Source organism: Sessilibacter sp. MAH1 (assembly GCF_054658315.1).
Genome location: NZ_BAAGIC010000012.1, coordinates 1 through 13,689, shown reverse-complemented (window position 1 = coordinate 13,689; position 13,689 = coordinate 1). Strand labels below are relative to the sequence as shown.

General features: G+C 41.6%; 11 protein-coding genes. 8 read left to right on the top strand and 3 right to left on the bottom strand.

Translation table 11 applies throughout. From position 1 onward, the window contains the following. Positions 1-97: 97 nt before the first annotated feature. Genes proB through ACYQ28_RS12505 form a run of 3 tightly spaced genes read left to right on the top strand, consistent with a single transcriptional unit; the run spans position 98 to position 2,650 of the window. Positions 98-1,231, top strand: a complete 1,134-nt coding sequence (gene proB, locus ACYQ28_RS12515) for a glutamate 5-kinase (protein WP_460050233.1) — start codon at positions 98-100, stop codon at positions 1,229-1,231. A 44-nt stretch (positions 1,232-1,275) separates the two neighbouring features. After that, positions 1,276-2,328 carry a pyridoxal phosphate-dependent aminotransferase gene (locus ACYQ28_RS12510; protein ID WP_460050231.1) on the top strand — a complete coding sequence of 351 codons (1,053 nt, stop codon included), beginning with the start codon at positions 1,276-1,278 and terminating at the stop codon, positions 2,326-2,328. Between the two features lie 43 nt (positions 2,329-2,371). After that, positions 2,372-2,650, top strand: a complete 279-nt coding sequence (locus tag ACYQ28_RS12505; protein WP_460050229.1) for a hypothetical protein — start codon at positions 2,372-2,374, stop codon at positions 2,648-2,650. A 176-nt stretch (positions 2,651-2,826) separates the two neighbouring features. On the opposite strand, the gene ACYQ28_RS12500 is transcribed toward ACYQ28_RS12505, so the two are convergent. Further along, on the bottom strand, positions 2,827-3,531 hold the full coding sequence (locus ACYQ28_RS12500; RefSeq protein ID WP_460050227.1) for a hypothetical protein: 705 nt from the start codon (positions 3,529-3,531) through the stop codon (positions 2,827-2,829). A gap of 502 nt (positions 3,532-4,033) precedes the next feature. Between ACYQ28_RS12500 and ACYQ28_RS12495 the strand changes: the two genes are divergently transcribed. Then, positions 4,034-5,386 carry a DUF2252 domain-containing protein gene (locus tag ACYQ28_RS12495; RefSeq protein WP_460050225.1) on the top strand — a complete coding sequence of 451 codons (1,353 nt, stop codon included), beginning with the start codon at positions 4,034-4,036 and terminating at the stop codon, positions 5,384-5,386. A 211-nt stretch (positions 5,387-5,597) separates the two neighbouring features. On the opposite strand, the gene ybaK is transcribed toward ACYQ28_RS12495, so the two are convergent. Continuing rightward, positions 5,598-6,068, bottom strand: a complete 471-nt coding sequence (gene ybaK, locus ACYQ28_RS12490; RefSeq protein ID WP_460050223.1) for a Cys-tRNA(Pro) deacylase — start codon at positions 6,066-6,068, stop codon at positions 5,598-5,600. A 244-nt stretch (positions 6,069-6,312) separates the two neighbouring features. Beyond that, entirely contained in the window at positions 6,313-8,166 is a 1,854-nt protein-coding gene (locus ACYQ28_RS12485) for a cation:proton antiporter (protein ID WP_460050221.1), read from the bottom strand. Positions 8,167-8,527: 361 nt separating this feature from the next. Here ACYQ28_RS12485 and ACYQ28_RS12480 point away from each other — a divergent pair, with 361 nt between their 5' ends. The 4 genes from ACYQ28_RS12480 (at position 8,528) to ACYQ28_RS12465 (ending at position 13,542) form a co-directional block, all read left to right on the top strand. Then, positions 8,528-9,823 carry an alkaline phosphatase gene (locus ACYQ28_RS12480; protein ID WP_460050219.1) on the top strand — a complete coding sequence of 432 codons (1,296 nt, stop codon included), beginning with the start codon at positions 8,528-8,530 and terminating at the stop codon, positions 9,821-9,823. Between the two features lie 616 nt (positions 9,824-10,439). Further along, on the top strand, positions 10,440-12,530 hold the full coding sequence (locus ACYQ28_RS12475) for a lipase family protein (RefSeq protein ID WP_460050217.1): 2,091 nt from the start codon (positions 10,440-10,442) through the stop codon (positions 12,528-12,530). 86 nt (positions 12,531-12,616) lie between these two features. Next, positions 12,617-13,027 (top strand): glutathione S-transferase N-terminal domain-containing protein, encoded by a 411-nt coding sequence (locus tag ACYQ28_RS12470; protein ID WP_460050215.1) that lies wholly within the window; start codon positions 12,617-12,619, stop codon positions 13,025-13,027. Positions 13,028-13,134: 107 nt separating this feature from the next. Continuing rightward, positions 13,135-13,542, top strand: coding sequence for a glutathione S-transferase family protein (locus ACYQ28_RS12465; protein ID WP_460050213.1), 408 nt, complete (start codon positions 13,135-13,137; stop codon positions 13,540-13,542). The last annotated feature ends 147 nt before the right edge of the window (positions 13,543-13,689 follow it).

The window sequence follows — 13,689 nt, the reverse complement described above, 5'->3', positions numbered from 1 at the left end:
AAAAAATCCGAGCGAGTTACACTTGCGCGCTTGCTGTGATAGTAAGTGTTCGCAAGTCATACGAGCCTATAATTATTTTGGGAGTTGAGTGGTCATCATGAGTATCAGGGAAAGCCTACATCAGCGTAAACGCTGGATCATAAAAATTGGCAGTGCGTTATTAACCGACAACGGACGTAAGCTGGATAAACCCGCAATCGAGCGCTGGGTTGAACAAATTGCCCGATTGCAAAAACTCGATAAAGAAATCATTTTAGTGTCCTCCGGCGCTGTGGCCGCAGGCATGAAACGTTTGGGTTGGAACGAGCGCCCTGATCGTATTCACGAATTACAAGCGGCGGCTGCGGTCGGTCAGATGAGTCTGATTCAGACCTATCAAGAAGCCTTCTCGAAGTACTCTATTCAAACCGCACAAGTACTTCTTGATCACGACGATTTATCCAGTCGAGAGCGATATTTAAACAGTCGATCAACTCTTAATACTTTATTGCATTATGGTGTGATCCCAGTCGTTAACGAAAACGACACGGTAGTAACCGATGAAATCCGTTTTGGTGATAACGACAGCCTTGCGGCACTGGTTGCAAATCTTGTTGATGCCGACATTCTCGTCATTCTTACCGACCAAGACGGCATGTATACCGCAGATCCTCGCAATAATCCTGACGCGAAACTCATTGCCGAAGCTAATGCCAGTGATACATCTTTAGATGCAATGGCCGGTGGCGGGGGCGCTTTAGGTCGCGGCGGTATGCAAACCAAGGTTCGTGCTGCACGTCTTGCGGCGCGCTCCGGTACTCATACCTTTATTGTTGGCGGCAGAATCGAATCGGTAATTTCGCGAATCGCCGATGGAGAAACCCTAGGCACATTGATGGTGGCCGATCGCCAGCCCGATCAAGCGCGTAAACAATGGCTTGCGGGTCACCTTCAAACTCGTGGCACATTAGTGTTAGATGAAGGTGCCGTAAAAGTGCTTAGGCAACAGGGCCGCAGCCTATTAGCCGTGGGTGTAAAAGATGTGATTGGTCAATTTACTCGCGGAGACATGGTTCGCTGTATCGATTTTGAAGGAATCGAAGTTGCCCGTGGGCTGGTCAATTACAGTGCGCGGGAAGTGGAAAAAATTAAAGGTCAACCCACCGAATCCATTGAGGAATTGCTCGGCTATAAAGACGAAGACGAGCTTATTCATCGCGATAATCTGGTGGTACACAAACATCATTTTTAGTCGCAAAAAATTAGTTTACTTTAAACTGCTGAAGAGAATATCAAGTGAGTATATTTAAAGATCACATTAGCGCTATGGACGCCTACAAACCACCTCTAGAAGGTCGTGACGGCCAGCGTTTTGTATTGTTAGATTTCAACGAGCGAACCATTCCAGTTAGCCCGGCAATCAAACAAGCATTGGTCGACTTTATTCACAGTGATCGTATTCAGCAGTACCCCAATTACGGCAACATCACCGGGCAGTTGGCAGAGTACTGCGGAGTCACCTCCGATCAAGTAGCCATTACCAACGGTTCCGACCACGGAATTGAACTTGCTATTCGCGGTGTATGCCGTGAAGGTGATCAGGCTATTATTCCTGGGCCAACCTTCGCTATTTACAGCCAAGTTGCTAAGGTCGAAGGCTTAAGTATTGTCTCACCGGAATACACTCAAGAAGGCGGTTATCCCATAGATGAAGTAATCGCTGCGATCACCGATAAAACTCGCTTAATAGTTGCTGCAAACCCAAACAACCCTTGTGGCACACCCATTAGTTTGAGTGATATTGAGCGACTTGCAGTGGCTGCGCCTAACGCCGTTATCTTGGTGGACGAGTGTTATTATGAATACACGCGATCAACCGCTAAGTCGTTAATCGAGAAATACAAAAACATTGTCATTACTCGCACCTTCTCAAAAACTTGGGGAATGCCCTCTCTGCGTTTTGGTTATGTGATTACCTGTAAAGAAAATATCAATGCAATATTGGTAATGCGCGGGCCTTACGATATTAATCAGCTGGCTGTGGTGGCCGCGAGCGCCGCCTTAAATGATCCAGCATATACAGAGCAATATATTCAAGAAGTTATGGGGCAAAGTAAGCCATTACTTGAAAGTTTTCTTGCAGAAAAAGGCATTAATTTTTGGAAATCTGTCGCAAACTATATTTTGGTGTACTTCGATAACCCAGAAAACATTAAGCGTGCGTTAGAAACGGCTGGAATTTTAGTAAGACCAAGAGTAGATAACCAAGGCAAAACTGCTCTTAGAATTACCTTTGGTACGCTTGAGCAAACACAAAAGCTCATCAGTGTTCTTAACGATCTTATTTAAATTTAACGCTTAATTAATTCACCGTGCGATAAAAAACGAGCTTATGTATATTTTTTCAGTAACCGCAAAAACCCGAACCGATATCGAAGGATTCAGTAAAGACAGCCCTGCGCCATTTATTGTATACATAGATTTTAAAGATTTATTTGGCGCAGAACAGCTGGCGAAACTCTTTGTTATGAAAGCCGGTTTTTACGATGTTATTATCGAAAAAAGAAAACAACTACCACAAGGCAAAGTATTGCAGCTCAAACGAAAAGATAAACAAATTCAAGAAGCGCTGGAAACCGGTTACGCGGTTCAGTTGTTTGATGAGCACTAACGCTCTATGAAGGCAGGTTTTAAACTCTAAGAGAACCTCTAATTGAATTACAGAAAATTTAATTAGAGGTTAGAAAAAGAAATTCTCAATCTTTCCAAAGTTTTAATAGTTCTTCGAACATAGTGGCACGTCCTTGTGTCTTTGGAAGTCCTTATAAATAAGGGTATTTTCTGTATTTACTTTTTATCAAACGCCGTAAGTTGGTCTAAATGCTCTTTTATTAGCGTTGATAAATTTTCAACAGCTTTTAGAGACATTTCATTGATAAGCTGCTCTTGTTCTGCGTAATCTTTCATGGTGTATTCTTTTCCTGCTTGGGCAGAAAAGATTTTCTTTATAATAGGTTTCTCTCCAGCGCTTGCCATTTCAACTAAAGCGGAAACACCAAACGTTAAAAATACGTCATCATTTATTTTGTTGGTTCTATTTAAACCATAAGACGTGATGGTTGTATTTAATTTAATACGTGACTCCTCAACAATTAATGGAGCGAAGAACTCATTGCTTGTAACAGCATTAGCCAGCTTATCATTAAGGGCATTACTGAGATCTTCGGGAGTATTCTTGTCAACCGCGTCAAAGTATTCTGAATATTTTTCGGTAAAGTTTTTACGTTGGTCAGCTTTTATCGAAGAGTCAATAGCAGCTCCAATTAGCGCAGGAATTAATCCACCGCCGGTACCTGCTGGAACCGCAGAGTTATAACCTGGCTCGGTGGTTGGGTTTGGTGCTTTTACGGCATTATCTGCTTGGGTCACTGCCTCTATAGATAATTTAGATTCTTCCAATGCAGATACTTGTACTGGTGTAAGAGTAGTTGTTGAGGTACAGCCCGTAAGTGCTAAAACAAGAATAGCAATTGAAAACAACGTTTTTTGCATAAAAAATACCCAAGGTGATGATTGTGCTGATGTGTTAAATAAATTTTTTTTGGAGTAAACCAATTCGATTTATTGCTCAATTCTTATGGTAATTTAGCATAAACACCGACGTTTAAAGAAGATAAAGAGTGTATTAGTTAAGAAAAAATTGCCACACTTTAGTTTATGGTGGCGTTAAGATTATCCACAATTGTCTTTTTGATGTGTGGTATTTTCAGATCTATCTTGAGATTTGATGGGTTAATAATTCGTATTAATTTTTAGAGAAAATAAATATCTGCTATGTTACTCGCCACTTTTTTAATGTAAGTCAATTCTAGAAAAACTTGACTTTTTCTTTCATTTGCAGGATTAAAAATGGTCGTCTATTCGATAATTTTCAAGTCATAAACTTGTTAAATTTTTGAAACACAACAATCACTATTCTGTCACCAAAGCTCGTTAAAACGTTGCCTCCTATTCAATGATCACAATTTTTTGTGATGTTATAAGAGTCAATGTTATGAAGAAGTTCGTCGCTGTTTTTGGGTTGATGTTGGGTTTGTCTGCAACGGTTCAAGCGGATAGAGCAACGGATGTTATTAACGCAATTCAGCAATGGAATGCACCACTTTCTTCGGTTGATCGGCAGGGAAAATACTGCCGTATGGCGGAATCTGCTTTCACTTTTTATCGTGGTTCTAATCATTTATTTTGGCAAGATTTTTCGAATGATCCGCGTTTAAATCAGTTTTCCAGTTCTCGAACGGTTGCTTGGTTGCAAGGTGATCTGCACGCAAATAATTACGGTGCCTTTGATGATGACAAAGGTACGGTGGTTTATGAGTTAAATGATTTTGATGAGTCGGTTCTTGCGAATTATCAATACGATATTTGGCGAATGGCGGCCAGTATTTTATTAATTGCGCGCGAAAATGGTGGTTTCAGTAATGGTGATCAAGAAATATTTGTTGATGCCTTTACCGAAAATTATCTAGACACCATTGCCGATGTTCGTGGAAATTCCTCAGAAACCAGTATTACGCTTAATGCCTCAAATACCTACGGTTTACTCGATGATTTTTTGCGAGATGTGGAGCAATCACAAAGTCGTCTTAAAATGCTGGATCAATGGACAAACCTGTCGAGTTCGTCGCGAATTTTTGATTTAACGGATGAACGTTTATCGTCTGTTTCTAGCACTACTCGCAATGCCATTATTAATCAGATGAGTCATTACGGAAATACACTTAGTGGCGCGCTTAGCTACAATACCAGTTATTTTCGAGTAAAAGATATTGCCCAACGTAAACTTGCAGGAATTGGTTCCTTCGGAACACCGAGATTTTATGTGTTAATTGAAGGCCCCACTAATAGCGCCAGTGACGATAGAATTTTAGACGTAAAATTACAACAGTCGCCAACTCCGTATCGCTTTTTAGGAACGAGTTTTCAGTCTCAATACAATTCACAATTTATTAATCACGCGTCACGTCATGCGATTGCATTTAATGCCTTAACACGCCGCACCGATGACCATGTGGGTTGGATGAGTTTTAATGGTGGAACCTATTCGGTGCGAGAGCGTACCGCTTTTCGAGAAACCTTTGATACTTCTGATTTAACTACTCAAACTCGCATGATTAATTTAGCGGAGCAGTGGGGAGCTGCGCTTGCTTATGCTCACGCTCGATCAGATCGCGACGGCAATGCAAACTTTATTAATTATTCGTTCGATACCGAGGTAGATAATCTCACCGATGGTTCACATTCAGAATTTCGGGCCTTGGTGCGCAGCATTGCCTTTAATTACGCAGAATTGGTTGCATCTGATTACGCGACTTTTTTGTCGGTATTTCCGAGTAATTGTAATTAATATCGGTATCTAAAAGGTTTTTAATGAGAATTTCTAGTGACATAAGGAAGTGTCGCCAATTTCAAAGACGGTACAAGATTGAAGCTGTGAGGAAATTGGAAATCGCACTTTCAATTTCTGACCTCTGATTGAATCATGGATGAGTTAATCAGAGGTTCCTATAAGTAACATGTTTAACTTAGAACTGATTTACGATGTTCTCTAGTGATTATTATATTTGCATTAACTCAGCAAATATTGCACTGGTTACTGTTTGTAAATCTTTGGGTGATAATTCTAAATCCATGCCTCGTTTTCCCGCGCTCACATAAATGCGATCAAAGCTTTCTGCACTTTGATCAATAACGGTTTTCAAACGCTTTTTTTGGCCTAAAGGACTTACGCCACCTAAAACGTAACCTGTCGTTCGCTCAACCAATACGGGATCGGCCATGGCGGCTTTTTTCGCTTTGGCGGCTTTGGCAATTAATTTCATGCTGAGTTTGGCTTCGACGGGAATAATACCAACAGCTAGTTCTTTATTATCAAGCTGAACAACGAGGGTTTTAAAAACTTGCGCAGGGTTTAACCCTAATTTTTCAGCAGCTTCTAAACCATAGGACTGTGCGCCAGGGTCGTGCTGATATTCGTGAATAGTGTGGGCTATTTTAAGCTTTTGTAAGAGTTTGATGGCCGGTGTCATAGGGTTTTGTGCATCTGTATATAAAATGGCTTTGATAAAATACGGATGAATAATTTATCAAAACCAAACTTATTTTAAAGGAATCTCTGATTAACTCATCCATGATTTAATCAGAGGTCAGAAATTGAGAATGCGATTTCCAATTTCTTCACAATTTCAATCACTTACCGTTCTTGAAATTGGCGACATCCTTGTGTCACCGGAAACTCTGGGTTAATCAGAGTTTCTTAAATGTTGTCCAAATTTAAGCGTCTTTTGGCAAGCTGACGGTGGATTTTAAGTCATCGGTAACTGGTAACTGTTTTGATACCTCGGATTCTGGTTCTACCAGACTTACAATCAACCAACCACTGCTAGGCTGAAAATTTGGCTGCGTTGTATAGAGATGCATTTTGCCGTGGCTATCAAACGCACACAAGGGAAAGGAGCGGCCTTTATACAAAGACTCGTAACTGTTTAAATCAAAATTATCACCTAATCGCGTTGTTTTAATAACGGCTCCGCGCGCGGTCATACTGGCTAAGCGTCCGTAGGTTGCGCTTTTTTCGAATAAACATAAACGCTCGGCGTAGGCCTGTGCAATCTTGTGGCTAGCGCGTTGATCTTGTTCTGCATGCGATAAGCCAATCACATGTCCTTTTCCGAGTAGATATTCAAAATGGTAGGTAACTACAGGGTTAAGTTGTCTGTAGGGCGACATCACTAGCACTCGGCCTATGGTGCTAAAATCGAGAACATTTTCTGCGTGTGCAGAGCTTGGGTTGCCAAAGTACGCATTGAGATTATCCATTCGCGCTTTGCTCACCGAGTCCCAGTTGGTATCGGCCAAGGTGACGCTGATTCCGTGCTCTTTTAAAGCCTTGGCGAAGCGACGGTTAAATTCATTGGCGCCAAAGATAAGAATCCCAGTCGCCGATGGCGAACGCAATTTTAATAGCTTGGCCACTTTTACAGAGCTTAGGCTTTGTAACACAACCGTTACGATAATCACCAAAAAAACCATAGGCACTAATGCACTTGCTTCATCAAAGCCGTTGCTTTCGAGCTTAATAGCAAACAGCGATGAAACTGCCGCTGCGACAATACCGCGTGGCGCTATCCAGCTTAATAACGCTTTGTCTTTCAAGGTTAATTCGCTGCCCAGAGACGAGACAAACACTGCAATGGGTCGGGCGATAAACATAATGGCCAGCAATACCAAAATCGAACCCAATCCTAAATTGGTGATGGCGTCAATGTTCAGTCTGGCGGCGAGCAATATAAACAAGCCCGAGATCAGTAAAACGCTGAGAGTTTCTTTAAATTCGATGATGGGATCGAGGTCGATATTTTTCATATTAGCTATGACCATACCCATAATGGTCACGGTTAATAAGCCGGATTCGTGAGCGATGTGATTCGAAAAGGCAAATGCGCCGAGCATAAGAGTAAGCACGGCGGTGTTTTCCAAATAGTGGGGAATTAAACGTTTTTTTAATAACCAGCCAAGAGAAAAGCCGATTAAAAGCCCAAATCCAAGCCCTACGGCCAGCGTTAACCCAAACACCGCTAAGGTGTGTGTCCAAGCGTCTTGTACCGAAATAATAAACTCGTACACGAGCACCGCTAAAAGTGCGCCGATGGGATCGATAATGATGCCTTCCCAGCGTAAAATATCGGCAATTTTTTTCGCCGGACGCACCGACCTTAACATAGGCACAATTACCGTTGGCCCAGTTACCGTGACAATAGCGCCAAACAGTGCGGACATCTGCCAAGAAAATCCTAAACCGTAATGCGCCGCAGGCGTTGCCACAAGCCAAGTAGTAACCGTACCTACTGTACACAGGTTTCTGACCACAGAACCGTGCTCAGCCATTTCTTTAAGTTTGAGCGTTAAAGAGCCTTCGAACAGGATAATTGCCACGGAAATGGAAATTAACGGAAAGAGCAGATCGCCAAACAAGGCGTCTGGGTCGAGTAGTCCGAAAACTGGGCCGACAAGAATTCCCAATATTAAAAGCGGTAAAATCGCGGGAATACGTAATTTGTGAGCGAGTAATTGGCAAGCGATTGAAGCGAGGCCCACAGAGACGAGTAAAATTACAGGATCAGACATATCGGGTATCTTTATTTTTTATGGTTGCCGAGATAATGCTCGTTATTACTGAATTTTATGGGTTAAGTTTGTCAGATGACATGTGTTTGAAAAAGTCATCTCATCTAAAGTGTATGAGTGATTTATACAAACGTGAATTTTTTTGAATGTTTCTTTGTAACTTCCACAAGTATTCGTAAAAACTTCATAAATTCATGATGTTATAAAAAGAGTTAATTCTTAGCTTAAATAACAGACATATTTAGTTTTAACCAGCGCAACGATGTTTGTACGTAATCTTTTACGAGAAAACGACCTACACCGTATGCGGTTGTTAGCCGATTTAATTGATGTGATCACGTTCCTTATCTATAGGATATTTATGAAAAAACTTGCAGCAGCTTGGCTCTGTCTCTTTTCAGCCTCGGTATGGGCTGAAACAACGCCAAAAAACATTATTTTTGTAATCAGTGATGGTATGGGGCCAGCATATACAACCGGTTACCGGTATTTTGCCGACGACCCTGCCACCAAAGAAGTCGAAGAAACCGTCTTTGACCGCCTTTATGTCGGATCAGCAAGTACTTATCCTGCACCGGTTTCAGGTTATGTTACCGACTCTGCCGCTGCCGCTACGGCGCTTTCTTCTGGCGTTAAATCCTATAACGGCGCAATTGGCGTTGATGCCGATAAACAACCCGTACAAACCCTATTAGAAAAAGCCAAGGCCGCCGGTTATAAAACCGGCGTTGCTGTAACGTCACAAATTAACCACGCAACACCGGCTGCGTTTCTTACTCACAACGAGAGCCGTCGCAATTACAATGCCATTGCAGACAGTATTTTTGATCAGCGCGTAAATGGTCAATTTACCGCCGACGTTATGCTTGGCGGTGGTTGGTTATATTTTCAGCGCAAAGACCGCGATATCGTTCAGCAGTTTAAAGACGCAGGTTACACCTACGTTGATAAAATCGATCAACTGCCATCGGTAAAGCAGGGTTCACCACTGTTGGGGTTATTTGCAGAAATCGGCTTGCCTTGGGCACTGGATTATCCGCAAAAACGTCGCCTGTTACCTTTGGCTGAGGCAGCCGTCCATCAGCTTGAAAACGACAAAGGTTTTGTTTTGATGATTGAAGCAAGCCAAGTGGACTGGGCTGGGCATGCCAATGATGTCGCAGCCGCAATGGTAGAAATGGCCGATCTCTCCGACACGCTAGAATGGCTAGAGGCTTACGTTGACTCTCATCCGGATACTCTATTGGTGGTAACCGCCGATCACAGCACCGGTGGCTTAACGCTCGCTCGTGATGGGGAATACATTTGGAGCCCTGAGTTTATTCACACCCTTGATCAGTCACCAAAAACCATTGCCGATGAATTGGGCAAAATTGACGACGCGAAAAAACGCGCTGCAAGCGCCGAAAAATTATTAAAAGTTGAACTTACCAAAGACGAAAAAGAATCGTTAGAAGCGATTACGGCAAAAGACGACAAAGCTTTTTATGCTTGGGTTAAGCACTACATCGACCTAAAAACCCACACGGGCTGGACCACCGATGGACACACCGCGGTGGATGTTCCCGTGCTGGCCAAAGGTGTCGCCGCCTCTAAATTTGCTGGTAATCAAGACAATACCGACCTTGCCAAAAAACTGGGTAGTTTTATTCAGTAACGCTAACCCAGCAATAGTCGTTTTATAAAGCCCGCACAGGTTTCTGTGTGGGCTTTTTTATGAAATCTGGCCTCGCTCAGGAACCTATAATTTCCAGCAACACAAGGTTGTGCCATCAACGTCTTTTCAATTGCTGTTCTGTCCTTAAGTTATGGATGCCTTAATCAGAGGCTGCGATGGCTTTTTGACTTTTGGTTTCAGACATTAAACGGTATTCTAAAATCCATTGCGAAACTTGAGTCATTCACGGTTTCGCAACACTTTTACAGATATCGGTGAGATCTTTAATGACCTCTGTTAAGACAACTTGAAGCATCACCGATAAATTGCACGGAATTCGATTTTGTAGTGTGTAGCTACGCAGCGCTGACACAATTCGATAATCACGATGCAAATAATAATGAATAGGAAACTTTGATTAATTTAGAGTTTCTCGCGACACAAGGATATGTTGCCAACTATAAGAAATGTAAGTGATTGAAATTGTGAAGAAATTAGAAATCACATTGTCAATTTCTGCCCTCTGATTAAATCATGGATGAGTTAATCAGAGGTTCCAATAATAGCCGCCGTTATTTAGGCTGTTTTTTGCAACTCAGAATAAAGGGAAGGAACCATGACTGCGCTGGATATGCTTGATGCCTTCATTGGTATTATTGCTATTTATTTTACCCTAAGTTTAATTGTAACGGCTGGAAGTGAAGTTATTGTGCAGATTTGGCGATTGCATTCGCAAATACTGTGTCGTCTTATTTCAAACATGACCAGCCACGCACAGTGCAGCGTGATGCTAAAACATCAGCGCATACAAAGTTTGCGTCCAAAACCCGATGATGATAAAGAGCCGAAAGCTACCTGGTTGTACAGGTTTCGCGAGCAACTGTGCGTTCTTTATTTTAAATTAATTTTCGATAGCGAACATCGTCCGAGACATACCAACGTACCTTCGCAAATTCCCGCCGATACTTTCGTTTTTGTATTATTAGATTCTTTGCTCGATTATCGGTACTTTGAATTAAGAACCAATACCATCAAACTAGATGCTGCGCTTCACAACAAATGTGAAGACGCCATGACTATGGCAAACGGTGTGTATTGCAGTCACAGAGATAATCGCTGGCGAGCACAGGTGTTTCAATATTGGATTCAATCGGGACAAAATGTTGAACAATTTGAGCACTTGCTTGCGGTTTGGTTTAACGACGCCGCAGAGCGATCAAAAGGTTGGTTTAAACGACGACTGCGCCTGTGGGTTTTGCTACCCATAGGATTTTGTTTGGCTGTTTTTGTCAACGCAAATACCATCGACATTTTGCGCTTAATCATGGAAAACCCAACGGTTCGAGAGCAACAGGTTTCACTGGCCGAAAAATTGGTTGAATCCGGTAAAATTAAGATTGAATCCTGTGCTAGTGAGAATCTCGAAAAAAATAGTTTCAAAGATTGTCAGAAAAATATAAAAGACCTAGCCATTGATGTTATTCCCGTTGTTGGTTGGTCCGATAAAACGCCCATTTATGAGGTTGTCACCGGGAAAGGCGGCGGGATTGTACAGTCTTCGATAACAGTTTTTGGAACTCTTATTGGTTGGTTTATTACCGCCGTTGCATTATCGCTAGGCGCGCCATTTTGGTTTGACATGTTAAATCGTCTTGTTAAGGCACGTACCTCGGTAAGATCTGTCTTGGGTATGGAAAGCTCCAAAACAGAAGTGTCTGGCGCTGCAAATACATCAAGCGCCAATAAACCCATAGAATTAAATCAAGGTAGATTACCAACACCCGAAGCAGTAACCGAAGCACTAGACCTTAATAGTATTCAATCGTTTAATAGCACTGTTATTGGTTACAACGCCGTTAATATGCTGTGGTGTGCACGACTGGCAAATTTAGCTTATTCCAATCTTTCTGTTGCACAATCTCAGGCGGCGATTTGGGGGCTGGAGGTTGTTGGTTTTGAAGAGGGCAAATTTGGAACACAGGCCTTTTTATTTTATAACATCAATTTTGCTGTGCTGGTTTTTCGCGGTACCGAAAAAAACATTGACGATTATTTAACAGACCTAAACATTCAAAATATTAAATCTCCTTGGTATTTGGGTAGAAGTGATCTAGAAATTCTCGATATAACACTGCACCAAGGTTTTTCTCAAGCAATAGAAGATAACTGGAACTCCATTAAAGGATTATTTGAGCAAACAAAACTGTTCACGCAAGAAAAAAGCATTCCGTTGTGGATTTCGGGGCACAGTTTAGGTGGTGCTCTTGCTGTTATGGCCGCAGAAAAAATACAGTGTAAATTAGAGCACGATCAACAATGGGCAGGCAGTTTAAATATCGCGGGTCTATACACTTTTGGCCAACCGCGAGTTGGTTCACTGAACTACGCTAATCGTTTGGATATGGTATTAATTAATCGTTATTTCCGAGTGGTGAACAACCGCGACATAGTGCCAACCATACCTTTCACCACACCGAACTTTTCGTTAAATGACGAGATCACGTTAAAGCTTGATTACGAACACGGTGGCACCTTAATTTATTTTAACGACCTTGGAGAAGGTGTAGTGAATCCACCGAGTTGGTATAAAGCACTCGATAAAATGACGCTCAATACCGATGACATCAAAGCAAAACTCAAAGAATCCGTAAGTGACCACTCCATGCAAAACTATATTTTACTGGTCAAGGAATTATTAAAGGCTTGAAATTAAGGGTTTTTAAATGGAGACAGCATCTAGATGCGTTAAATTGTTGTCTTTATAAGTTTGCTAGGTATACAAATACTTGAATTATGAATCAGCTAACTCTTTATCTTGATCCTACGTCAGAGCCCTGTCGAGCGGTGCACTGGTTGTGTGTACAGGCCGACATTGATTTTTTAATAGAGCATATTTGGTTATCGCGAAATCAACATCTAGGTGAAGCTTTTCTCAAAATAAATCCACTTCATCAAGTACCCGCTTTAAAGCATGAGAATCTATGCTTATCCGAGGCGACGGCCATCATGCGCTACATCGCAGATTTAAGTGGTAAAGAAAGTCAGTGGTTTGGTAAAACTCAGCAAGACAGAGCCATAATTAATCAAGGATTATCTTGGTATCATTTAAATCTAAAACGTGTTGTAACATTAGAGGAAACTCTGATTAACCTAGAGTTTCTCGCGACACAAGGATGTGTCGCCAATTTCAAGAACTGTAAGTGATTGAAATTGTGAAGAAATTGGAAATCACATTTTCAATTTCTGCCCTCTGATTAAATCAAGGATGAGTTAATCAGAGGTTCCTAGAGTATTTTCTTCCGGTATTGTTGATGCCTGTCTATTTAGGTTGGCAAATGCCCAATGAGAGTATCGTGCAAGAGCGCAAAAATTCGGTTAAAAGTGTATTTGCGTATTTGGATCAATTTATTTTAAGACTTCCGTTTTTAGCAACAGGCATTGCGTCGGCGGCGGATATTTTATTTGCCTGTGAGATTTCGGCGTTAGAAATTGATAAAGACTTTCCTGATTTTTTAGCGCTCTATCCCAATATTGCTGTTTGGTATCAAAACCTAAAACAGATCAATGGATACCAAGAATCCCATTATGCGTGGAATAGAGTAAGCCCTAAAATTAAACAGCGATTAGAGAAAATAAGGGAAGGAAATTTACCGACAGCAGAACAATGTGGTGATCCCAGTTGGGTTGCAGATATGTGTGAAGCTACTTTGATAAGCTAATTGTAATGATTTATTCAAATTAGAAAGATAGTTAGAGATTATAAGTTAACTTTAGAGCTATTTATTTTAACGCGGTTTCAAGTAATAACTGCAATTTCATAACGCAGCGAGTAAATCAACTCGCTGTCCCATAAATAATTCATTAGG